General features: G+C 60.9%; 24 protein-coding genes. 15 read left to right on the top strand and 9 right to left on the bottom strand.

Annotation, left to right across the window (positions count from 1 at the left end):
• Positions 1-84: 84 nt before the first annotated feature.
• Together AC3WTO_RS08355 and AC3WTO_RS08350 are read right to left on the bottom strand one after the other, a co-directional pair.
• Complete coding sequence (locus AC3WTO_RS08355) at positions 85-1371, bottom strand: dihydroorotase (RefSeq protein ID WP_492460245.1); 1287 nt, start codon at positions 1369-1371, stop codon at positions 85-87.
• On the bottom strand, positions 1368-2333 hold the full coding sequence (locus AC3WTO_RS08350; RefSeq protein ID WP_492460244.1) for an aspartate carbamoyltransferase catalytic subunit: 966 nt from the start codon (positions 2331-2333) through the stop codon (positions 1368-1370). The genes AC3WTO_RS08355 and AC3WTO_RS08350 overlap by 4 nt, the downstream gene beginning before the upstream one ends.
• Positions 2334-2499: 166 nt before the next feature.
• Between AC3WTO_RS08350 and AC3WTO_RS08345 the strand changes: the two genes are divergently transcribed.
• Entirely contained in the window at positions 2500-4131 is a 1632-nt protein-coding gene (locus AC3WTO_RS08345; protein ID WP_492460243.1) for a DNA alkylation response protein, read from the top strand.
• Between the two features lie 299 nt (positions 4132-4430).
• Positions 4431-4772 (top strand): DUF6105 family protein, encoded by a 342-nt coding sequence (locus AC3WTO_RS08340; RefSeq protein ID WP_492460242.1) that lies wholly within the window; start codon positions 4431-4433, stop codon positions 4770-4772.
• On the opposite strand, the gene ruvX is transcribed toward AC3WTO_RS08340, so the two are convergent.
• Positions 4720-5196, bottom strand: a complete 477-nt coding sequence (ruvX, locus tag AC3WTO_RS08335) for a Holliday junction resolvase RuvX (protein ID WP_492460241.1) — start codon at positions 5194-5196, stop codon at positions 4720-4722. The two genes, AC3WTO_RS08340 and ruvX, sit on opposite strands and share 53 nt — an antisense overlap.
• 67 nt (positions 5197-5263) lie before the next feature.
• Between ruvX and AC3WTO_RS08330 the strand changes: the two genes are divergently transcribed.
• The 4 genes from AC3WTO_RS08330 to AC3WTO_RS08315 all read left to right on the top strand — a co-directional run bounded on the left by AC3WTO_RS08330 (position 5264) and on the right by AC3WTO_RS08315 (position 8956).
• A complete protein-coding gene (locus tag AC3WTO_RS08330) occupies positions 5264-5971 on the top strand; it encodes a metal-dependent hydrolase (protein ID WP_492460240.1) in 708 nt (235 codons plus the stop codon).
• Positions 5972-6069: 98 nt separating this feature from the next.
• A complete protein-coding gene (gene gatC, locus AC3WTO_RS08325; RefSeq protein ID WP_492460239.1) occupies positions 6070-6357 on the top strand; it encodes an Asp-tRNA(Asn)/Glu-tRNA(Gln) amidotransferase subunit GatC in 288 nt (95 codons plus the stop codon).
• A gap of 75 nt (positions 6358-6432) precedes the next feature.
• Positions 6433-7998 carry an amidase gene (locus AC3WTO_RS08320; protein WP_492460238.1) on the top strand — a complete coding sequence of 522 codons (1566 nt, stop codon included), beginning with the start codon at positions 6433-6435 and terminating at the stop codon, positions 7996-7998.
• Between the two features lie 163 nt (positions 7999-8161).
• Positions 8162-8956 (top strand): YdcF family protein, encoded by a 795-nt coding sequence (locus AC3WTO_RS08315; RefSeq protein ID WP_492460237.1) that lies wholly within the window; start codon positions 8162-8164, stop codon positions 8954-8956.
• Here the strand turns inward: AC3WTO_RS08315 and AC3WTO_RS08310 are convergent.
• Positions 8953-9663, bottom strand: coding sequence for a DUF599 domain-containing protein (locus tag AC3WTO_RS08310; RefSeq protein ID WP_492460236.1), 711 nt, complete (start codon positions 9661-9663; stop codon positions 8953-8955). The two genes, AC3WTO_RS08315 and AC3WTO_RS08310, sit on opposite strands and share 4 nt — an antisense overlap.
• A gap of 174 nt (positions 9664-9837) precedes the next feature.
• Here AC3WTO_RS08310 and AC3WTO_RS08305 point away from each other — a divergent pair, with 174 nt between their 5' ends.
• From AC3WTO_RS08305 to AC3WTO_RS08295, 3 genes are all read left to right on the top strand, one after another.
• A complete protein-coding gene (locus AC3WTO_RS08305) occupies positions 9838-11241 on the top strand; it encodes an L-serine ammonia-lyase (RefSeq protein WP_492460235.1) in 1404 nt (467 codons plus the stop codon).
• 74 nt (positions 11242-11315) lie between these two features.
• A complete protein-coding gene (locus AC3WTO_RS08300; protein WP_492460234.1) occupies positions 11316-11753 on the top strand; it encodes a DUF1489 family protein in 438 nt (145 codons plus the stop codon).
• Positions 11754-11855: 102 nt separating this feature from the next.
• Positions 11856-12551: a DnaJ domain-containing protein gene (locus AC3WTO_RS08295; protein WP_492460233.1), complete on the top strand. Its 696-nt coding sequence runs from the start codon at positions 11856-11858 to the stop codon at positions 12549-12551.
• Positions 12552-12588: 37 nt separating this feature from the next.
• On the opposite strand, the gene AC3WTO_RS08290 is transcribed toward AC3WTO_RS08295, so the two are convergent.
• Positions 12589-14043, bottom strand: coding sequence for an SPOR domain-containing protein (locus tag AC3WTO_RS08290; RefSeq protein ID WP_492460232.1), 1455 nt, complete (start codon positions 14041-14043; stop codon positions 12589-12591).
• A gap of 259 nt (positions 14044-14302) precedes the next feature.
• On the opposite strand from AC3WTO_RS08290, the gene AC3WTO_RS08285 reads away from it, so the two are divergent.
• The 3 genes from AC3WTO_RS08285 to clpA all read left to right on the top strand — a co-directional run bounded on the left by AC3WTO_RS08285 (position 14303) and on the right by clpA (position 17695).
• Positions 14303-14632: a phasin family protein gene (locus tag AC3WTO_RS08285; RefSeq protein WP_492460231.1), complete on the top strand. Its 330-nt coding sequence runs from the start codon at positions 14303-14305 to the stop codon at positions 14630-14632.
• A 264-nt stretch (positions 14633-14896) separates the two neighbouring features.
• Entirely contained in the window at positions 14897-15223 is a 327-nt protein-coding gene (gene clpS / locus AC3WTO_RS08280; RefSeq protein WP_492460832.1) for an ATP-dependent Clp protease adapter ClpS, read from the top strand.
• 6 nt (positions 15224-15229) lie between these two features.
• Positions 15230-17695: an ATP-dependent Clp protease ATP-binding subunit ClpA gene (clpA, locus tag AC3WTO_RS08275; protein ID WP_492460230.1), complete on the top strand. Its 2466-nt coding sequence runs from the start codon at positions 15230-15232 to the stop codon at positions 17693-17695.
• 135 nt (positions 17696-17830) lie between these two features.
• Here clpA and AC3WTO_RS08270 read toward each other — a convergent pair whose 3' ends face one another.
• Positions 17831-18625 carry a class I SAM-dependent methyltransferase gene (locus tag AC3WTO_RS08270; protein ID WP_492460229.1) on the bottom strand — a complete coding sequence of 265 codons (795 nt, stop codon included), beginning with the start codon at positions 18623-18625 and terminating at the stop codon, positions 17831-17833.
• 118 nt (positions 18626-18743) lie between these two features.
• Between AC3WTO_RS08270 and AC3WTO_RS08265 the strand changes: the two genes are divergently transcribed.
• Together AC3WTO_RS08265 and AC3WTO_RS08260 are read left to right on the top strand one after the other, a co-directional pair.
• Positions 18744-19481, top strand: a complete 738-nt coding sequence (locus tag AC3WTO_RS08265; RefSeq protein WP_492460228.1) for an AzlC family ABC transporter permease — start codon at positions 18744-18746, stop codon at positions 19479-19481.
• A complete protein-coding gene (locus AC3WTO_RS08260; RefSeq protein WP_492460227.1) occupies positions 19478-19828 on the top strand; it encodes an AzlD domain-containing protein in 351 nt (116 codons plus the stop codon). Before AC3WTO_RS08265 ends, AC3WTO_RS08260 begins: the two co-directional genes overlap by 4 nt.
• Positions 19829-19835: 7 nt before the next feature.
• Here the strand turns inward: AC3WTO_RS08260 and AC3WTO_RS08255 are convergent, their stop codons facing one another.
• Complete coding sequence (locus AC3WTO_RS08255) at positions 19836-20258, bottom strand: HIT family protein (RefSeq protein ID WP_492460226.1); 423 nt, start codon at positions 20256-20258, stop codon at positions 19836-19838.
• 78 nt (positions 20259-20336) lie between these two features.
• Here AC3WTO_RS08255 and AC3WTO_RS08250 point away from each other — a divergent pair, with 78 nt between their 5' ends.
• On the top strand, positions 20337-20669 hold the full coding sequence (locus tag AC3WTO_RS08250; protein ID WP_492460831.1) for a DMT family transporter: 333 nt from the start codon (positions 20337-20339) through the stop codon (positions 20667-20669).
• Between the two features lie 14 nt (positions 20670-20683).
• Here AC3WTO_RS08250 and AC3WTO_RS08245 read toward each other — a convergent pair whose 3' ends face one another.
• Both AC3WTO_RS08245 and AC3WTO_RS08240 read right to left on the bottom strand, forming a co-directional pair.
• Complete coding sequence (locus AC3WTO_RS08245; protein WP_492460225.1) at positions 20684-21898, bottom strand: GNAT family N-acetyltransferase; 1215 nt, start codon at positions 21896-21898, stop codon at positions 20684-20686.
• A 40-nt stretch (positions 21899-21938) separates the two neighbouring features.
• Positions 21939-22667 (bottom strand): glycerophosphodiester phosphodiesterase, encoded by a 729-nt coding sequence (locus AC3WTO_RS08240; RefSeq protein WP_492460224.1) that lies wholly within the window; start codon positions 22665-22667, stop codon positions 21939-21941.
• Between the last annotated feature and the right edge of the window lie 11 nt (positions 22668-22678).

Below are 22678 nucleotides of genomic sequence, written 5' to 3'. Positions count from 1 at the left end.
TCACGGAATCGCGGAAACACTCCAGCCTTTTGTAAATACACAGTTCCGAGCGCAGAACTGCTGCGCGCTTCTGCTGCCATTACTCTAGGCGGAAAATACTGTGCGGCCCGCGACCAATGTATGCAAGACCTTGCCCTGCAGACGCGCGCCCTCGAAGCAGGTGTTTTTTGAGCGTGAGCGGATCCCGGCCTCGTTGACAATCCAGGGTTCATCGAGGTCGACGACAGCGAGATCCGCTGTTGCGCCGGGCTTCAACGTGCCACCAGGCAAACCGAACAGTCGGGCCGGCGCCGTCGAAAGCACTTCCACCAGTCGCAGGAGCGACAAGTCTTCGTTGTGGTAGAGTCGCAGCGCGACTGCGAGCAGCGTCTCCAATCCGACGGCGCCCGCTGCCGCGTCCGCAAAGGGAAGGCGTTTGGTGTCGACGTCCTGCGGGTCATGCGAGGAAACGGCTATGTCGACCGTGCCGTTCTTCAACGCCTCGATCATGGCCAGACGATCTTCTTCGAGGCGCAGCGGCGGTGCCAGGCGGAAGAAGGTACGGTATTGGCCGACGTCGTTTTCGTTGAGCGCCAGATTGTGGATGGCCACGCCGGCGGTCACATTGGCACCGTCTGTCTTGGCGCGGGCAATCGCTGCGGCGGAGATCGCCGTCGAGATCTTGGCGGCGTGATAGTTGCCTCGGGTCAGCCGGGCGAGCGCGAGATCGCGCTCCAGCGGGATCAGCTCAGCTTCGCGTGGAATGCCGGAGAGGCCGAGCCAACTGGCATACAACCCTTCGTTCATGACGCCGGCCGAAGCAAGGTCGGCATCCTGCGTTTCATGTGCGATCACCGCACCGAAGTCGCGGGCATAGGTCAGCGCACGCCGCATCACCAAAGCGTTGGCGATGGTGTGCCGGCCGTCGGTTAAGGCGACCGCACCAGCCTCGCGCAGCAGGCCGAATTCGGTCATCTCACGGCCGTGCAGGCCCTTGGTGATGGCTGCAGCGGGAAAGACGTTGACGCTTGCGGTGTCGCGGGCGGTGCGCAACACGAATTCGACCAACGCCACCGTGTCGATCGTCGGATCGGTATCGGGCATCATCACAAGCGAGGTGACGCCACCCGCGGCAGCGGCCTGACTTGCCGAGTGGATGGTCTCGCGGTGTTCGCCGCCGGGCTCGCCAATGAAAACGCGGGAGTCGATCAAACCGGGGATGATCGCCTTGCCCGAGCAATCGACAACCGTGGCGCCCTCAGGGGTGCCCTGGTTGAGCGCTTCTGCACCAGCGGCGGCGACGGTCCTGCCGTCGACGATGACGGTGCCGATCTCGTCGATGCCGCGCGACGGATCGATGATGCGGGCACGCTTGAAAACCGTCGTGGTCATGCGCCGCGCCCCTCCTGGTTGCGACGCGGGTCGAGCAGGGCTTCCATCACCGCCATGCGCACGGCGACACCCATCTCGACCTGTTCCTGGATGACGCTCTGCGGCCCGTCGGCCACTTCGGAGGCAATCTCGACACCACGATTCATCGGTCCGGGATGCATGACGAGCGCATCGTCCTTCGCGGCTTTCAGTTTCTCGGCATCGAGACCGTAGTAGCGGAAATACTCGCGTACTGAAGGCACAAACGCACCTTCCATGCGCTCGCGCTGCAGACGCAGCATCATGACGACATCAGCATCCTTCAGGCCTTCGGCCATGGAGCGGGTTACGATGACCCCCATGCGTTCGATACCCGAGGGCAGCAGCGTCGAGGGCGCGACAACCCGCACCTGGGCGCCGAGCGCATTGAGCAGGATGATGTTGGAGCGCGCGACGCGCGAATGCAGGATGTCGCCGCAGATCGCGACGATCAGTTTCGACAGCGGTCCCTTGGCGCGACGGATGGTCAGTGCGTCGAGCAGCGCCTGGGTGGGATGCTCGTGCGTGCCGTCGCCGGCGTTAACCACGGAGCAGCCGACTTTCTGCGCCAGCAACGCCGCAGCTCCCGCCGACTGATGTCGGATGATGAGGATGTCAGGGCGCATCGCGTTCAGCGTGATCGCGGTGTCGATCAGCGTTTCGCCCTTTTTCACCGACGAGGAGGCTACCGACATGTTCATGACGTCGGCGCCGAGTCTTTTGCCGGCAAGTTCGAACGACGATTGCGTACGTGTCGACGCTTCGTAGAACAGGTTGATCTGTGTGCGTCCGCGCAGTGTAGAGGTCTTCTTCTCGGACTGGCGCGAGATCGCCACCGCGCGGTCGGCCCGGTCGAGGAGTATCTCTATGTCAGGGGGAGAAAGGTCGCCTATGCCCAGAAGATGGCGGTGCGGAAACAGCGGAAGGGACGAAGCGTCGGTCATCTCAAGGCGCTGCTATAGGGCCGCCGCGAGCCACCCGCAAGCACCTCGATCGGAAAGCGCGGCTTTCCACCGGTATTTTCGTCGCCTCGACGCAACAGCTTCGTTATAAACCCGGCAGCGGTTCCGGATTCGAGCAGGCAAGCGGAGCGGATGTGAAAGGGAAAGCGTGGCCGACGACGTGATCAATCAGCCGCCGCCGCTTGCAGGCGGCAATGCCTGGCGAGGCGATCCGCTGCTGATCCAGCTCGCCGAGCGATTCTCGGAGCCGGTGCGCAAAGATCTCGATCAACTTGGCCGTTTTGTGCTGACGCAGGAAGCGCAGGATCTGGCGCGGCTCGTCAACATCGAAACGCCCAAGCTGAGGACGCACGACCGGCAGGGCAGGCGGGTCGATCTGGTGGAATTCCACCCCGCCTATCATGCATTGATGCGTCGTTCGGTTGCGAATGGCCTGCATTCTTCCGTGTGGGAGAACGGCGAAGCCGAGATCGGCCGGCGACATCAAGTGCGCGCCGCGCGCTTTTTTCTGACAGCGGAACTGGAGACCGGCCATCTGTGTCCGATCACCATGACCAATGCCTCGCTGGCGGCACTGATGGCCAACCCGAAGATATTCCGGGAGTGGGCACCCCGTGTAACAACGCGCAAATACGACCAGGCGCAGAAGCCACCCGTCGAAAAGACCGGGCTGACGCTCGGCATGGGCATGACCGAAAAGCAGGGCGGCACTGACGTGCGCGCCAATGTCACCAAGGCAGAGCGTGCTGGTTCCAGTGGTTTCTACCGGCTGTCCGGGCACAAATGGTTCATGTCGGCGCCGATGTCGGACGCCTTTCTGGTGCTGGCACAGGCGTCGGAAGGGCTATCGTGTTTCCTGGTGCCGCGCATTCTCGGCGACGGCTCAGGCAACGGCTTCCGCTTCCAGCGACTGAAAGAGAAACTTGGCAACCGCTCCAACGCTTCGTCCGAAGTCGAGTTCGAGAACGCCATCGGCGAGATGGTCGGCGAACCGGGCCAAGGCGTCAAAACCATCATGGACATGGTCACGCTGACCCGGCTGGATTGTGCAGTCGCTTCCGCCGCGATCATGCGAGCCGGTCTGGCGGAAGCCGTTCATCATACGCGCCACCGCAAGGTATTCGGCGCCAACCTGATCGATCAGGCGCTGATGCAACGCGTCCTGGCCGATATGGCGCTCGACGTCGCCGCGGCCACTGCGCTGTCGTTTCGCCTGGCACGCTCCTTCGACGAGGCTGCAGCGGATCGGGGCGAGGCGGCCTTCGCCAGGGCCATGACACCGGTGGTGAAGTATTGGGTGTGCAAGATCGCTCCCTCCTTGCTCTATGAGGCGATGGAGTGCCTGGGCGGCAACGGATATGTCGAGGAAGCGCCGCTGGCGCGCTACTATCGGGAAGCTCCCGTCAATGCCATCTGGGAAGGCTCCGGCAATGTGATGGCGCTGGACGTGCTGCGCGTGCTCGGGCGGGCGCCTTCGCTGTTCGAAGACGTGCTGGCCGGTATCGACCGCGATCTCGGCGCCAATGGACACGGAACGATCAGTGTCCTGAAGGCGGCCATGCAGGTGGCGTCGACCGACGAAGGCTCGGCCCGGCTGTTGACGGAGCAGCTGGCTCTGGCAGCTGCGGCTGCGGAACTGAAGCGGCTGGGGGCAGGGCGTATCGCCGATGCCTTCATCGAAACGCGGCTGGCCGGTCAGTGGCGCAACACTTATGGCATGCTCGATTCACGCCATGATGCGCGCATGATCCTCGATACGCTGTATCCGGCTACAAGCTAGGATTTCCTGCCGGACTGAAAAACACCTCGGCGCGAGATGGGCGCGGTGGGGGCGCTTTCCGTCGTTGAGCTGTAGGGGAGGTTGGTTCTCCACAGCTATGTTGCCGCCACTTGGCTGTTAACCCTAACAAATGGTTTCCGTTGCGATGGCGAGCGGCAAGCCCCACTGTCTTTCTTCAATCATAGGAAGACCATGCGCTACTCGCTGCAACTGCTCGAAAGCCAGGAAAGGACCGGACATTGGACGGTCCCCGCTGAGCAGCGCGTGGACCTTTGGTGCCTTGCAGCAGGGGCGGCCTGATGCGCGCCTTGTTGTTGCTGTGGATCGCGCCGCTCGGTTTGTTCTGGGGCTGGTACTTCCTGTCGCTCAACGACATGAATTTTGGCTATGTCATGCTGAGCCGCCAGCTGCACGATCTGGTTTTCCAGCTTTACGGCGAGATGCTGGGCATCGATCCGGCGTCGATCCCTGGTCTGATCGCCAGGGCCTGCTTCTTTGATTCCTTCCTGGTTGCCGGCATTGTCGCTTTTCGCCGTCGCCGCCAGATCTCGACGTGGTGGCGTCAGCGTCAATCCGGTCGCGTTCCGCTCAGCCGGATCGACCGAGTGTCCTCAGGCGGTCCAAGGCTCCCTGCAGAATAAAGGCGGCAGCGGCTGAATCGATGCGTGTTTCGCGTTTGCGGCGCGAGACGTCCATTTCGAGCAGCGCTCGTTCCGCGGCCACAGTAGACAGGCGTTCATCCCACAGCACAAAAGGCAGGGCGCTCAGTGGCGCCATGTTGCGAATGAAGGCGCGGGATTTCTGCGCACGCGGCCCCTCGGAGCCGTCCATGTTGACGGGCAAGCCGATGACGATCGCGACGGCATTTTCCTTGCCGAGCAGCCCGAGTAGGGCGGCTGCGTCGATCGTGAATTTCTTGCGCATAATCACGGGACGGGGATGCGCAAAAGAAAGGCCGAGGTCCGAAACCGCAACGCCGATGGTCTTGTCGCCAAGGTCGATACCGGCAAGCGTGCCGCCTGCTGTCAACAGTTGAGGCAGGGCGTCGATTGCGATAATTGCCACGTGCTTTCCTTTGACTTGATCCGTCGCCGTTCTATCTTCCTGCTTTCATAAAATCGAGGAGAGGCTGATGAAACTCACCTGGTACGGGCACGCGGCATTTCGTGTCGAAGCCGCCGGCGCAACCATCCTGATCGATCCTTTCCTGGTGGGCAATCCGTCATGGGGCGGTGGCTGGGAAGGTGTGGCTGACGGCGTCACCCACGTGCTGCTGACGCACGGTCATGATGATCATATCGGCAGCTCGGTCGACATCCTGAAGAAGAGCGGTGCCACGCTGGTCGCCAACTTTGAGATCTGCATGCATCTGGTCGGCAAAGGCGTGTCGGGTGACCGGATCAATCCTGGCAATATCGGTGGCACCGTCGATTGCGGCGGCTTCACCACGACCTTCGTACAAGCGCTGCACTCCTCCTCCGCGTCAGGCGAAGGCGGCAGCAACACCTATCTGGGCAATCCGGGTGGGCTGGTGCTGCATTTTCCGGAAGACAAGACGCTCTATCACATGGGTGATACCGACATTTTCTCCGATATGGCACTGATCAACGAATTGCATGAGCCGAAGATCGGCCTGGTGCCGATCGGCGATCGCTTCACCATGGGCGGTGCCGTAGCCGCGCTCGCGTGCCGTCGCTTCTTCGCGTTCGATACCGTGATACCATGCCACTTCGGAAGCTTCCCGATCATTGACCAGTCGGCGGACAAGTTCGTCGATGGTATGGAAGGCTCCGGAACCAAGGTGGCTTTGCCTCGGGTTGGCGAGACTATTTCCCTCTAGGCAAAGCGAAACATAGTTCCGCGCCGTTCACGGTTGCGCGCGGCGCGGCGCGCGGCTATAGCCGCCTGAACCTTTCCGACACGCTCGCCGAGGCGCCCATGTCCGTCGACATCCAGACCGTAAAGCGCGTTGCGCGCCTCGCCCGCATTGCCGTGAGCGAGGAGGACGCCGCGCGCATGACCGGTGAACTCAACACCATTCTCGGCTTCGTCGAGCAGTTGAATGAAGTTGACGTCTCCGGCGTCGAGCCAATGACGTCGGTGACGCCAATGGCGATGAGAAAGCGCGTGGATGTCGTGACGGATGGCAACAAAGCCGCAGACATCGTCGCCAATGCGCCAGCCACGGAGGAAAACTTCTTCCTGGTGCCGAAGGTGGTGGAATAAAGCCCTGACTGTGGCGGTAACGATCGAAGATTCCGTTTCCGGCTGTCCGCGATTTTACGAAAAGAAGCTTGCCTGATGAGCGACCTGACCAGACTGACCATTGCCGAAGCACGCGCGAAGCTGCAGGCCAAGGAGATTTCCGCGACGGAGATCACCGATGCGTATCTCGCGGCGATCGATCAGGCCAACCCGTTGCTCAATGCCTATGTAACGGTCACGCATGACAAGGCGCGAGAGATGGCAAAGGTCTCTGACGCCAGGCTTGCCAAGGGTGAGGGCAAGGCGCTCGAAGGCATCCCGCTCGGCATCAAGGATCTGTTCGCCACGGAAGGCGTGCATACGCAAGCCTGCAGCCATGTGCTGGACGGGTTCAAGCCGCGTTATGAATCGACCGTGACGAGCAATCTGTGGGACGATGGTGCCGTCATGCTCGGCAAGCTCAACATGGACGAGTTCGCGATGGGCTCTTCCAACGAGACGTCCTATTATGGCCCGGTGATCAATCCCTGGCGCCGTTCGCGCGTGCAGACCACCGTCAAGCCGACGTTCCATGACGGCAGCGCCGGCTTCGTCCAACCCGGCGGTGTCGAGGAAAACCGCACCTACGACAATATGCAGCTGGTTCCAGGCGGTTCTTCCGGTGGTTCTGCTGCTGCGGTTTCCGCATTCCTGTGCGCCGGTGCCACCGCGACCGATACGGGCGGTTCAATCCGCCAGCCTGCCGCCTTTACCGGTACGGTTGGTATCAAGCCGACTTATGGCCGCGTGTCGCGCTGGGGCGTTGTTGCCTTCGCCTCGTCGCTCGATCAAGCCGGGCCGATTGCCCGTGATGTGCGCGATGCCGCCATTCTGTTGAAATCCATGGCCTCGGTCGACGCCAAGGATACGACCTCCGTCGATCGCCCGGTACCGGACTATGAGGCTGCGCTCGGCCGTCCGATCAAGGGCATGAAGGTGGGCATTCCGCGGGAATATCGTGTCGACGGCATGCCCGAAGAGATCGAGGCGTTGTGGCAGCAGGGCATCGCCTGGCTGAAGGATGCCGGCGCCGAGATCGTCGACATTTCGCTGCCGCATACCAAATACGCGCTGCCGGCCTATTACATTGTCGCGCCAGCCGAGGCTTCCTCAAACCTTGCCCGTTATGACGGCGTACGCTACGGCCTGCGCGTGCCGGGCAAGGATATTATCGACATGTACGAGAAGACCCGCGCCGCCGGTTTCGGTCGTGAGGTCAAGCGCCGTATCATGATCGGCACCTATGTGCTTTCGGCCGGTTATTACGATGCATATTACCTGCAGGCCCAGAAGGTGCGGACGCTCATCAAGAAGGACTTCGAGGATGTGTTCGCCGCGGGCGTGGATGTCATCCTGACGCCGGCGACACCATCGGCTGCTTTCGGCGTTGCCGACCAGGACATGGCCGCCGATCCGGTCAAGATGTACCTCAACGATGTCTTCACGGTGACGGTGAACATGGCCGGCCTGCCGGGAATTTCCGTGCCGGCGGGGCTCGATTCGCACGGCCTGCCGCTCGGGTTGCAGCTCATTGGCCGGCCATTCGATGAAGAGACGCTGTTCCAGACCGCACACATCATCGAGAAGGCAGCCGGTCGGTTCGAAGCCAATCAATGGTGGTGAGCGGTCGGTCTTTTCGATCTTCGGCCTGATTCCGGAGACGGAACAGTCGTCGTTCCGCAGTTTCGCCTGAATCCCAAGAGACCACTGACATAGGCAGGGGCGAATCCTCCGCCTATCGAGGGAGGACTGGGGTTCGGCCTTCGGACACGACTGGGGCCGTCTGATGTTCTTCTTTCTTTCCAAAGTATTCTGGTTTTTTGCTCAACCACTCAACCTGGCGATCCTGCTGCTGCTCGCCGGTCTCGTTGCCGGTTTCTTCGGTAGCCGCAGACTGCTCAAGACTGGTATCTTCCTGGCGACACTCATCCTCGTCCTGTCGGCATGGACATCGTTCGGTGCGATGATCATGACCCCGCTGGAAGAGCGTTATCAGCGTCCAGCCGCGCCGCAGAATGTCGACGGCATCGTCGTTCTCGGGGGCGGCATGGAAGGCGCGATCAATCTGGCCCGTGGTGGCTATGAACTCAGTACGGCGGGCGACCGTTTTGTCGAGACTGCGATCCTGGCCAGGCGTTATCCGGGCGCCAGGGTGGTGGTTTCGGGCGGTGCCGGCGAATTGATCCTCGAAGGTGAGGGCGATGCCGTCACCGCGAAGCGATTGCTGACGGCGCTTGGCGTGGCGCCGGAACGGTTGCTGCTGGAGAGCGAATCCCGCAACACCTATGAAAATGCCGTCTTCACGCGCAGGCTGGTGACACCGAAAGCGGGCGAAACCTGGCTCCTGGTGACATCAGCCTTCCACATGCCGCGTTCCAAGGCGTTGTTCGACAAGGCTGGTTTCCAAACCGTGCCATGGCCGGTCGATTACCGTACGTCGGGCCGCGAAGGCGTAGGCCTGTTCACGGATAACCCGATCGATTCCCTGCAGACGACCACCATGGCGCTCAAGGAATGGATCGGATTGTTCGTCTATTGGGCTACCGGCAAGATCGACCGTTTGTACCCTGGGCCGGCCTAGAGCGGTTTCGGGGCGCTTAGAACTGCGGCGCGGGCGTTTGAGAAGAACTGGCGCCGCACCAAAACAGCCAGAAGGACCAGGGTGGTGGCGGCGAACACGCCGGCGTTTGCAAACCAGCCGAGATAGGCAAGAGAAAAGAAGATGCCGCGCAGGCCGGCATTGAAGTGTTTGCCGGCGAGGATGTTCATTCTGGCCGCGCGCATGACTGCAGCTTCTGTCTCATGCGGTGCGACGATCCCTTCCTGGGTTGTCGGCACCGCGCCGATGAGGATCGAGCAATAGTTGAAGAGCCTGTACGACCAGCCGAATTTGAAAAACGCATAGGCGAGTAAAGCAATCAAGCCGACAATCTTGGCTTCGAACACGCCGTGCGGCGGTGTGCCGACATAAGGAAGTGTCGACACCACCGCCAGCACATGGTCCGAGGCGCCGAGCAACGCAAAACAGCCGCCAATCGCGAAAATCGAGCTGGACGCAAAAAAGGCGGTGCCTTGTTGCAGCCCGATCATGATCGAGGTGTCGATCATGCGCAGCTCGCGTTTGGCCATGGTGCGCATCCAAGCTTCGCGTTGCGCGTTCATGGCCGTGGTCAGCGAAATGCGGCGGAAGACTTTTCCGTCGGCGGCGAGGGCGAAAAACACCCAGACGCTGAGGAAAAGACCAAGCGCCAGAAAGTCGTTCAGCGAAAATAGAAAAGAATCGCTCATAGACACTATCTAATACATACAACGCGACGGAATGCCTTATCCTGCCACGCTTGCATGCCGATGTCGCTTGCAGTGAAACGGGTGTCGGGCGGTGCCTAGCGCTCCCGAAGCGAATAGCGGAATGATCGATCAGAGTGCGCCGCCCATTCGGGAGCGCCCGAGGAGCTTGGAAGCGTGTTTCTTTCGGTTTTCGACCTGTTCAAGATTGGTATCGGTCCTTCGAGTTCGCATACGATGGGGCCAATGACCGCGGCCGCGCGCTTTCTCGAGGAACTCGAAGGCAATGACTGGCCGCGTCCCGCCGGCGTAAGGGTGGAGCGGGTTGGCGCCAGCCTGCATGGGTCGCTCGCCTATACGGGCATTGGACATGGCACGGACCGTGCCGTGATCCTTGGACTGGCTGGCCAGGTGCCACAGACCGTCGACCCCGACAAGGCGGAGGCCATCATCGCGGCGGTAACTGCGGAGAAACGCGTTTCGCCACCTGGACGCTCATCCTACCACTTCGATCCGGCCAAGGATCTCGTGCTCGACAAGAAAACCCCTCTGACCGGCCATGCGAACGGCATGGCCTTCTACGCCTATGACGGGGCTGATCGACTGCTTTTGAAGCGTATCTACTATTCGATCGGCGGCGGTTTCGTCGTTTCGGACGAAGAATTGCAGCGCATGAAGTCGAAGGGCTCCGTCACAACGGAAGGCAAGAAAGTGCCTTATCCGTTCAAGAATGCCGTCGAAATGCTGAAGATGGCCGAGAAGAGCGGGCTGTCGATTGCCGAGATGAAGCGAGTCAACGAAGAAACGCACATGTCACGCGAGGACCTCGACGTCGGGCTCGATGCGGTATGGAGTGCGATGCTCGGCTGTATCGAGCGCGGCCTGACCCAGGAAGGTATCATGCCGGGCGGGCTGAAAGTACGCCGGCGTGCCCGGCAGCTGCACGACAAGCTGCAGGAACAGTGGCAGCAGAACCGGCCGAATCCGCTGCTCGCCAATGACTGGCTGTCGATCTACGCCATGGCGGTGAACGAGGAGAATGCTGCTGGCGGCCGCGTTGTCACGGCGCCGACCAACGGCGCAGCCGGCACACTCCCGGCTGTCCTGCGCTATTGGCTGCACTTTCATCCCGAGGCCGACCAGGCGTCGATCCGCGACTTCCTGCTTACCGCTGCTGCGGTTGGGGGGATCATCAAGTCGAACGCATCGATCTCCGGAGCCGAGGTCGGCTGCCAGGGCGAAGTCGGCTCCGCTTCCGCAATGGCCGCAGCCGGGCTCTGCGCCGTCATGGGCGGAACGCCGGAGCAAGTGGAAAATGCTGCCGAGATCGCGCTGGAACATCACCTTGGCATGACCTGCGATCCGATAGCCGGGCTTGTCCAAGTGCCGTGCATCGAACGCAACGCCTTGGGAGCAGTGAAGGCGGTGACAGCTGCCTCGCTCGCCATCAAAGGTGACGGCAAGCATTTCGTGCCGCTGGACGCAGCCATAGAGACAATGCGCCAGACCGGACTCGACATGAACGAAAAGTACAAGGAAACCAGCCTTGGCGGCCTCGCCGTCAACGTGGTGGAGTGCTAGACCGACCGTGTCTGGCATTGTGGAGAAGTCGCCGAAGCCGTTGACCGGCGCTGCCGGAAGACTAATTTCCAGCCATGGTTCTTAATCTCATCAAACTGTGCGTCGGCTGCGAAAGCGTCGAGGACCTTGAGGAATGGATCGCCGATCGGCTCGATGACAAGCGCCGAGCCGGCGAGCCGGTGGAGCAGTACCACACCACCCGCATGGTACCGACCCGTGGCCCTGAAATCGTCGAAGGCGGTTCGCTCTACTGGGTGATCAAAGGCAGCGTGCAGTGCCGGCAGCTGATCACCGAAATCAGGCCCTTCACCGACAAGGAAGGCATCGGCCGCTGTCACCTGGTACTCGATCCGGGCGTGGTCCGCACGGAATGGCAGCCACGGCGCGCCTTTCAGGGGTGGCGCTATCTGAAGCCTTCAGATGCGCCAGCCGATCTCGGCCAGGGCAGGGTCGGCTGGGCGGAAATGCCGTCAAAGCTGAGGCAGGAACTGGCGGAGCTCGGCCTGCTCTGAACGTGTTGAAGGCAGAGAGGCCCGTTTCGGGCCCATGATCTGCCGGCCTGTTGGTGTCTTGGGAAGATCGCGGTAGACTCTGCCGAACCAGGATGGTCGGCCATGGGTATTGTGATCGTCGTCGCTGCAATCGTGCTGGCTCTAGCGGGAGCCATATCGCTCTTCTTGCGTGCCGACCCCAGGGCGATCGCCGAGAATGCGCGCGTTGCCCTGCCAGTCGGCCTTGGCACTGCCGGCGTCGCGATCATGGCTGCCGGACGCGCTGGGTTCGGCCTCCTGGCGCTGGCCGCGGCCGGTTCACTCTATATGCTGTTTCGCAGGGAGCGTCCGGTGGCAACGCTGATCACGCGCCATTCCCTGGTTCGTACCGCTGCTCTCGAGATGGAACTCGACCACGATACCGGCCGGATGGAAGGACTGGTCCTGGCAGGGCGCAGCGAAGGCAAGATGCTAGCAGCAATGAGCCTGACGGATCTGAGGCTGCTCCACCAGGAACTGGCTGTCGATCCCGACAGCCGGCAGTTGCTAGAGACGTATCTTGACGGCCGTTTTCCCGCTTGGCGCCTCAACGCGCAGGCGGATGGTGGCGAGAGGTTGGGTGTTGCGCCAGGTCCGGGCGCCATGACTAAGGAGGAGGCCTACAAGATCCTTGGTCTTGAAACGGGCGCCGCCGCGACGGATGTCCGCAAGGCGCACCGCCGCCTGATGCAACGCTTGCACCCCGATGTCGGAAACGCGTCGTTCCTGGCGGCGCGGATCAACGAAGCCAAGGACGTCCTGCTCTCCAATCACCACTGATCTCCTTCGATAAGATACGTTTCCGGGAGAAATCCGTTCACTGCTGCACGGCGAAGCAGGAGATGCTCTTCCGCTTCAGCGCGTTGCAGGCTTTCCACGCCGCTTCCTTGGTCTCGAACCCGAAGCGGGCGCGGTAGTAGGTGGTGCCATCCTTGTCGAACGCGACAGTGTAGCCGGAAGCCTTGGCCAAGACGCGGCCGGCCTGTTTGGCGACCTTGTCGAGCTGTGCCTTGGCATCGGCTTCGCGTGGTGCCGAAGCGATCTGCACGGCCCAGTTGCCCGAAGCTGTGGAATTCGCGGTGGTGGAGGCGGTCATCAGGCGGTCGATCGGTGTTTCTTCGACCGGAGCATAAGCCTGAACGACCGGAAGCTCGGCAGGGATCGTCGCTTCGGCAAGCGAAGCCGTGACAACAGGGGCCGCCGCAGCAATCACCTTCTTGTTCTTGCGCAAAGGCTTCACCGGGGTCGGTTCGACCACCGCATCCTCGGCCGTAATCTCATCGGCGACGGCCTCATCCGCCGAGGCAACGACGGTTTCAGGCTTTTCGTCCGGGGTCGGTGCATTCTTTTTCGGCAGGAAGACATTGGCGATCGCGGCCACTGCCGTATCCCCGGAAGCACGCGCTACCAGAGGGCCAGAACCGCGGGTGGAGGTCTGCGGCATGTAGGTCTGAATCAGCGAAGCCATCTGCTTGTCGCGAGAGCCTCCCGAGGAGCCGCCCATCACCACAGCCACAAGCTTGCGATTGCCGTCAGCGACCGAAGAAACCAGGTTGAAGCCCGATGCGCGGGTGTATCCGGTCTTGATGCCGTCGACGCCCTTGATGCGGCCGAGCAGCCGGTTGTGGCCGTTGATCTGGCGCTTGCCATAGGCGAACGAGCGCGTGGAGAAATAGCCATAGTACTGCGGATAGTGCTCACGCAGCGCCATGCCGAGAACGGCCATGTCATGCGCGGTGGTGAACTGGCCAGGATCCGGCAGGCCGTTGGCGTTGCGGAATACCGTTCCCTTCATGCCCAGGGCGCGCGCCTTGGAGGTCATCATGCGTGCGAAATTCGTTTCGGAACCACCGATCATTTCCGCGAGCGCGGTGGACGAGTCATTGGCCGATTTGGTTACCATCGACAGGATCGCGGTTTCGACCGTAACGGCGCCACCCTTGCGTACGCCAAGCTTCGTCGGCGGTTCGGCGGCGGCCTTGGCCGAAAAGACAACCGGGGTGTTCTTGCTGATCTTGCCGGCGGCGAGCGCCTCGAAGGTCAGATAGAGTGTCATCATCTTGGTCAGCGACGCCGGATAACGACGCGCATTCGCGTCCTTGGAATAGAGCGTCTTGCCCGTCTTGGCGTCGATAACGATCGCGGAAGACGGCGCGGCAAACGCCGAGGCCACATTCGCAACGGCGAATGTCAGCGCGAGCGATGCGACCACGGAGGTTTTGAGGAGAGAAGAAACTGACTTGGACACGATGCCTGTTAACGCCTGACGCACTGCTGCTTCCTTTGAATTTTGCTTGCACCCCGGGGAGTCGGCAAAGGTCCGGCCCCGCATTTGGCCAACCTACTTTAACGCTCGTTACCAATCCGTTTATGGTAACCACCTCGTTCACCATTTCGGCGGCAGTTGAGGCGAGCTTTATTCGAATCTTAGGGGCTGGCGGTGCATCCGCGCGGGAATTGACTTTTTGTGCATCGCAGCATACATCTTATGCATCGCACAAATTAGCCGATCCGCACGAAAGGAATGCCCAATGAGCCAGACCTACGAGGATTTCAGCAAATACGGCAAGGAATTCGCAGACACCGGCGTCAAGAGCTTCGCGTCGCTCTCGAAGGGTGTGCAGGCGATCGCCGCCGAGGCAACCGAATACACCAAGAAGAGCTTTGAAAATGGCGCTGCCCATTTCGAAAAGCTTCTCTCGGTCAAATCTATCGAGAGCGCTGTCGAGCTCCAGACCGACTATGCCAAGCAGGCTTACGAGGCTTTCGTAGCGGAGGCCACCAAGATCAGCGAATTGTATGCCGACCTTGCCAAGGATGCCTACAAGCCTTTCGAATCGCTGACTGCCAAGGCGAAGTAAGCTTCATTTTCTGCCAGTTTGCGGGTTTCCGACCCGTCCAACGAGCCCGGTTGCGCTTGCGCAGCCGGGTTTTTTCACATCCGCCAGCGCGACATCTTCACGTTTGCTAAAAACGACGCTGAATGAGGACCTAGCCATATTGTCAGCTAACCAGAAGGGCTTAAAATCCTGCATCGACACCCTACATGTCGGGTTCTGATGGGGATTCGATCCAGAAGGCAGGAATACGTGACCACCGGTAAGACTGCAACGAATGTGGCGCGAATGCAGAACGGCAGCGACGGTAGCGGTACCGGGCGTGGAACAGCCGTCATCACGCGCACGAAAACCAAGACCAAGAAACCCAGCCTCTACCGGGTTCTGATCCTCAACGACGACTACACCCCGATGGAATTCGTGGTTCATGTCCTGGAGCGTTTTTTCCAGAAGGACCGCGAAGCCGCTACGCGCATCATGCTGCATGTTCACAATCACGGCGTGGGCGAGTGCGGGGTCTATACATACGAAGTGGCCGAGACCAAGGTGTCTCAGGTCATGGATTTCGCCCGACAGAACCAACATCCGCTGCAATGCGTGATGGAGAAGAAGTGAGGTAACATGCCGGCTTTCTCCCAGGGCCTGGAAAAGGCGCTTCATCAGGCGCTGACCTTCGCCAACGAACGTCACCACGAATATGCGACGCTCGAACATCTTCTGCTGGCCCTGATCGACGACAATGAGGCGGCCGCGGTTATGCGCGCCTGCAACGTCGATCTGGACGAGTTGAAGCAGACCGTCCTGACCTATATCGACACCGAACTCGACAATCTCGTCACCGGTTACGACGAAGATTCCAAGCCGACGGCGGGTTTCCAGCGCGTTATCCAGCGCGCCGTGATTCATGTGCAGTCGTCCGGCCGCGAGGAAGTCTCCGGTGCCAACGTGCTCGTTGCCATCTTTGCCGAGCGCGAGAGCCACGCTGCCTACTTCCTGCAGGAACAGCAGATGACCCGCTACGACGCGGTCAACTACATTTCGCACGGGATCGCCAAACGCCCGGGGTCGTCGGAAAGCCGGGCGCCGCGCGGCGCCGAGGACGAACAGAGCGGCAGCACTGGCGCCGAGCAGCAGGAAGAGGGTGGCAAGAAGAAGCAGCAGGACGCGCTGACGGCTTACTGCGTCAACCTCAACAACAAGGCAAGAGCCGGCCGCATCGATCCGCTGATCGGTCGTTCGCCCGAAATCAACCGCACCATCCAGGTGCTGTGCCGCCGCTCCAAGAACAACCCGCTCTATGTCGGTGACCCCGGTGTGGGCAAGACCGCGATCGCCGAAGGCCTCGCCAAACGGATTGTCGAGGGCGATGTACCCGAAGTGTTGTCCGATGCCACCATCTTCGCGCTCGACATGGGCACGCTGCTGGCCGGAACACGCTATCGCGGCGACTTCGAGGAGCGCCTGAAGCAGGTCGTGAAGGAACTCGAAGACTATCCGGGCGCCATCTTGTTCATCGACGAGATCCACACTGTGATCGGCGCTGGTGCCACTTCGGGGGGAGCCATGGATGCTTCGAACCTGCTCAAGCCGGCGTTGTCGTCTGGAGCTATTCGCTGCATCGGCTCAACGACTTACAAGGAGTTTCGTCAGTTCTTCGAGAAGGACCGGGCGCTCGTTCGGCGCTTCCAGAAGATCGATGTGAATGAACCGACCGTCGAGGATGCCATCGAGATCATGAAGGGCCTGAAGCCCTATTTCGAGGAATTCCACAAGGTCAAGTACACGGCCGATGCGATCAAGGCTTCGGTGGAACTTTCGGCTCGTTACATCAACGACCGCAAGCTGCCGGACAAGGCGATCGACGTGATCGACGAGACCGGTGCCTCGCAGATGCTTCTGCCCGAAGGCAAGCGCAAGAAGACGATCGGCATCAAGGAAATCGAGGCGACGATCGCGACCATGGCGCGCATCCCGCCGAAGACGGTTTCCGCCGACGACGAGAAGGTTCTCGCCGGTCTCGATGTCGAACTGAAGCGTGTCGTCTATGGCCAGGATACGGCGATCTCCGCGCTCACCTCGGCAATCAAGCTGGCGCGCGCCGGCCTGCGCGAACCGGAGAAGCCGATTGGCTCCTACCTGTTCTCAGGCCCGACCGGTGTCGGCAAGACCGAAGTGGCCAAGCAGCTTGCTGCCTCGCTCGGCGTCGAGTTGCTGCGCTTCGACATGTCGGAATACATGGAGCGCCATACGGTTTCGCGGCTGATCGGCGCGCCCCCCGGCTATGTCGGCTTCGACCAGGGCGGTCTGCTGACTGACGGCGTCGACCAGCATCCGCATTGCGTGCTCCTGCTCGATGAAGTCGAGAAGGCGCATCCTGATCTGTTCAACATCCTGTTGCAGGTGATGGATCACGGCAAGCTGACCGACCACAACGGCAAGCAGATCGATTTCCGCAACGTGATCCTGATCATGACCACGAATGCGGGCGCGGCGGATGCGCAGCGGGCGGCAATCGGCTTCGGCTCGACCAAGCGCGAAGGAGACGATGTCGAGGCGATCAACCGTCTGTTCACGCCGGAATTCCGCAACCGTCTTGATGCCATCATCCCGTTCGGCTCGCTGCCGGTTCCGGTGGTGCACCAGGTCGTGCAGAAGTTCGTCATGCAACTGGAAGCGCAGCTTTCGGAGCGTGGCGTCACTTTCGACCTGTCGGCCGATGCGATCGCGTGGCTGGCCGACAAGGGCTACGACGAGCGCATGGGCGCGCGCCCGCTGGGTCGTGTCATCCAGGAGCACATCAAGAAGCCGCTCGCTGATGAAGTTCTGTTCGGCAAGCTGAAGCACGGTGGCACTGTGCGTGTGAGCGTCGAGAAGAAAGAAACCGGCGAATCCGGTCTCAAGCTGGAGACGCTGGCCGACGAGGCACCCGTGAAGCCTAAGAAGGAACCGGAAGAGGACGCGCCGAAGCCGCGCAAGGCGACGGCCAAGAAGGCGGTTGCCAAGAAGGCTGTCGCTTCCAAGTCCGAACCCAAGGGAAAGGACGGCGGCAAACGTAGCCTGGTACCGCAGTTGCCGCGCAAAGGCTGAGCCACAGGCCGGAAACAGTAGACAAAAAGCCCCGGTACCGGGGCTTTTTTTATGCGTATCGAGAACGGCCGTTGACCGGAGTTCGAACAGACAGCCGCTTCGCGGCGGCTCGCCCGCGAGCAATTGGTCCATCAGTTATTCGTTCGAGGGTTTGCGCAGTCGAAAATGCAGAAAAATGGGCGCTACCCGCGTATCGGCCACGATCGGCTCCGCTGCTGCTGTTTCTTCGCTCGCCATGGGTTCGCCCAACGCTTCGATGACGAAGCCAGGCTGAACGATCATGGCGATCCACTGGCTGAGCGTGTGATGGAAGCGGGGGACGTGGAAAGGCTGAGCCCTGGCCCGTTCTTCGGCTGGCGCGGCTGAAAAGTGCCAGCTTTCGACCGCGCCGTCAGTTGCCTCGAAATAGCGACCGACCTCCACGGCGCGGACCTCGCCGCTGTCGCTGCGAATGTTGCGGCGATAGGGCGGCACGAAGCAGGGGTGAAGGATCGAGAACTGGAAGAAGCCACCTGGCTTCAGCACCCTGTATGTTTCAGCAAGTGCGATCTCCGGTCCGGCGATGTCCATCATCGACATGAAGGCCGTGGCGAAGTCGAACGTTGCTTCCGCGAAAGGCAAGGCCGTTGCGCTGGCGTGCCGGTAGACGATGCCGAGCGGTTCGGAACTTTCGGCTTCCCTGGCGTGGCGGATAAAAGTCGGCGCAATGTCGATCGCCTGCATGCACGCCCCCAATCGTGCGAGCTGGCGCGTGTTTTCGCCTTCGCCGCAGCCAATGTCTATGCCGGTCAGATCGCGAACCTGAGGCAGGAAGGCGAGAAAAGCGGGCGTATTCAGCGCGTCGCGATAGACGTCGTAGCCGGTACGCACATGCCGGGTCCATGTCTCGGCATTGGCTTCCCAATATCGCGCGACTTCTTGTTCATCCATCGTCGTATCTCCAGCCAAAAAGGCCGTCTGCTTACAGGGTTTCCTGGATCAATGGAAAGATGGAAAGTGCCTTTTGGTGTGGTCGTATCATGCGGCAGCTCATGCTATTGCCGCAGACATGTCGATCCCGCCTTCCGACACGACGGTGTCACGTTCGATATGGTTTTTGCGTGGCGTTCGCGCCGCCTTTTCCCTTCCTGGCCTGATCCTTGTCAGTTCTTTCGTGGGTTTCGCTGCATTGGCGAAAGACGCTGGAGTCACAATGGCGCAGGCTGCTTTCATGACCGGCAGCGTCTGGGCATTGCCTTCGATGGTCGTCTTGGTGGGCGCCATTGTCTCGGGTGCGGCGCTGCCAGCGGCGTTGCTGGCTGTGACGTTGTCCGCCATACGCCTGATGCCGATGGTCATGGCGCTCGTGCCTGAAATGCGCACCGCAAGAACACGGCAATGGGTGCTTTACCTGCTTGCGCATTTCGTGGCCGTGACGTCCTGGGTGTTGGCCATGGAGCGGCTGAGGCACATCCCGCGCGATATGCGCACGACCTTCTATGCTGGGCTCGGCGGCACGCTGGTGACCGCGAACATCATCGTCGTTGCTGCCGTCTATGCCGTGGCGGATGCGCTGCCTTCCACCGTATCGGCGGCGCTGCTGATGCTGACCCCGATGTACTTCCTGACGTCCTTGTGGGGATCTGCCCGCGAACGGGTGGGGCACGTGGCGATGGTTTTGGGACTTATTCTCGGCCCCGTCTTTCATGTGCTGTTGCCGCAGTTCGACTTGTTGGCGGCTGGACTGGTTGGCGGCGCGGCGGCCTATGGCTGGCACCTGTGGCGGCGTAAGGCGCGCGCGACATGAGTTATTTTTCCAACGACGGCTGGTGGTGGCCTTATCTCTTCATTCTCGTTGCCGGTTTTGCGGCCACCGACGTCTGGCGTTTCCTTGGCGTTTATCTCGGTGGCAAGCTTTCCGAAGATTCCGATATTTTGGTGCTGGTTCGCACCATGGCGACGGCGCTTGTCGCCGCCGTCATCGGCAATCTCGTCGTCTTTCCAGGCGGCGCGCTTGCGCACACTTCGCTTGCGTTGAGGATAGCTGCGGCAGTCGTTGGGTTCGCCGCCTATCTGCTGTCTGGCAAACGCATGGTCGTCGGCATAGCCGTCGCCGAGCTTCTGCTGGTGGTTGGACTTCTTCTTGGGTTTTGATTCCGCGTCAGCCAGCCAGGGCAGCCTTGATTTTCTCGGCATTCGCGGCCAGCACTTCCGGCTTTTCCATTTCGCCACTGTGCGGTTTTAGCGGTACACCGTCGAAGCGCGGAATGACGTGCACGTGCAGGTGGTAGACCGTCTGGCCCGAGGCCGGTTCATTGAACTGCATGATGGTGACGCCGTCGGCAGCAAAAGCCTTTTTCACTGCCTGTGCCACTTTCTGGGTGACGGCGAAGAGGGGGGCAAGCGTCGTCGGGTCGGCATCGAGCAGATTGCGCGACGGTGCACGCGGAACGACCAGAGTATGCCCCTTGCCTTGCGGCATGACGTCCATGAAGGCGACCACGGCATCATCCTCATAGACGCGGTGCGAAGGAATCTCACCGCGCAGCAGCCTGGCGAAGATGTTGGTATCGTCATAGCTCATGGTGTGCCTCTCGTGCTGGCTGGCGGGCTAGGGTACTCATCGTGCAGGTTGCACGAAATCTGACGCCGGAAAAGCATGTTGCGAAACTATCTCTATCTTGTCGTCGCGATCCTGTTCGAGGTTGTTGCCACCACTGCATTGAAGGAAACGCAGGGCTTCACGAAGCTTTGGCCATCGCTTGTCTCCGTGACTGGCTATGCGCTGGCATTCTATTTTCTGTCGCTGCCGCTACGCACCATGCCGATCGGGATCGTCTATGCTTTGTGGTGTGCCGCGGGTATCGCCTTGATCACCGCGATCGGCTGGATCTGGTTTCGGCAAGCGCTCGACATGCCGGCGCTGATTGGCATGGGACTGATCGTGGCAGGCGTGGTGGTGATCAACGTCTTCTCCAAGACCGTCGTGCATTAGCGCATTCACACGCTTCAGCCGACCACCGGTTCGCCTTTGCGGAAGGGCGTGTGTTCGTCCAGGTAGTCGCTCATCTCCGCCACTTCGCGGCGTTCGCGCACGAGATAGTCGGCGACCGCGCGTCGCAGGCCGGGATGCGCGATGTAGTGTGCCGAATGCACCGTAACCGGTCGATAGCCGCGCGCCAGCTTATGCTCACCTTGCGCGCCAGCTTCGACCACTTTCAGCTTGTTCTCGATCGCGAAGTCGATGGCCTGGTGGTAGCAGACCTCGAAATGCAGGAACGGGTGGTCTTCGATGCAGCCCCAGTTGCGCCCATACAGCGTGTTCGAGCCAATGAAGTTGATGGCTCCGGCGATGTAGCGGCCGTTGCGTTTGGCCATGACGAGCAGAATGTCGTCGGCCATGCGTTCGCCGATCAGCGAGAAGAAACGGCGATTGAGGTAGGGGCGACCCCATTTGCGACCGCCCGTGTCCATGTAGAAGGTGAAAAAGTCGTCCCAGGCCCGCTCCGTGATCGCCTTGCCTGTCAGCCGCTCGATGGTGATGCCGTGGCCGAGCGCTTCACGGCGTTCCCTTTTCAAGGCTTTGCGCTTGCGCGACGCAAGCGTGGCAAGGAAATCGTCATAGCAGTCGTAGGCTTCGTTGAAGAAATGAAACTGCTGGTCTGTTCGATGCAGGAAACCAGCCGCCTCGAGGGGGGCTACGTCTTCTTCACCGGCGAAGGTGACATGTGACGACGAGACGCCGAGCCGTTCGGTGACGAGTTTCAGTCCCGCAGCCAGGGCGCTTCTCACGGTGTTCGCATCTTCGCCATCTGAGACGAGCAGGCGAGGGCCGGTGGCGGGCGTGAACGGCACGGAACATTGCAGCTTCGGATAATAGCTGCCGCCGGCGCGTTCGAAGGCGTCCGCCCAGCCATGATCGAACACATATTCACCCTGGCTGTGCGATTTCACATAGCAGGGTACGGCACCGAGCAATCGGCCGTCAGCCGCCTCCAACCTGAGATGATGGCTTTGCCACCCGGTGTTTGAAACAGCGCAGCCGGATTCCTCCAGTGCGTTTAGAAAATCAAATGAAATGAATGGATTGTATTCGGTTTTCGATGTTCTTGTCGTGCCGGCAAAGCCATCCCACTCCTCACGCGTGAAGGCATTGATACTGGCGGCTATGCGCACGGCATAGCCTGCCTCATCGGGTTCCTTCACGTCGTCGCTCTGGTCCATGGCGTGTTATCTATGGTCCATCGGAGCGTGTACAAGATGGTCAGGCGACCTGCACGTGATCGGGCTCGAATCCTTCGAATGTCATCTGATCGGCATATTTGAAGGTGAGGTCGATTGCGGGTTGATCGCGGATGGTCCAGGTGATGACCGGCATGCCGAGCTTTACCCTTACGAAGGAAACAAAGCGGTTGGGTAGGTCGCCTGCGGCATAGGAGGTGAAGGCGATGCCATGCGCCAGCATGGAAAAATGCGCCTCGATCTCGTGGTCGGCGGTGCCATAGGCGGTCAAGCCGCCGGGGATGCCTGGCGCCTCCGTCTCGAACTCACGGATCAGCCAATGGTCGAAGGACATGATGGCGACCTGGCCTTCATAGCGCTTGAGCAGGCGCCCCACGGCCTTGACCAGCCCGGCATCGTGGCCCGGCGTGCCCTTGATCTCGACGACGAGCGGCACGCGTCCGTCAACGAGATCAAGCAGTTCGCGTAACGTCGGCGGGTGGTCGTCGGTGCCGCCGACGCGCAGCTGAGCCATCTCGGCAGCCGTGCGTTGCCAGACGAAGCCGTCGGTGCCGGTCAGGCGGCGCAGATCGTCATCATGGATGACGATCGGCACTCCGTCGGCGGACAGATGCACGTCGCACTCGATGGCATAACCACGCTCGATTGCGGCGGAGAAGGCGGAAAGTGTATTCTCCCAACGCTTGTCGTTGAGGTCGTGAAAGCCACGATGCGCGATCGGCCGGGCCGTCAACCAGGAGATATCGGTCATGGCAGGCTGGC

The organism is Mesorhizobium sp. EU05-FHT14A09 (assembly GCF_058790995.1).
This window is presented reverse-complemented; position numbering and strand designations above follow the sequence as displayed.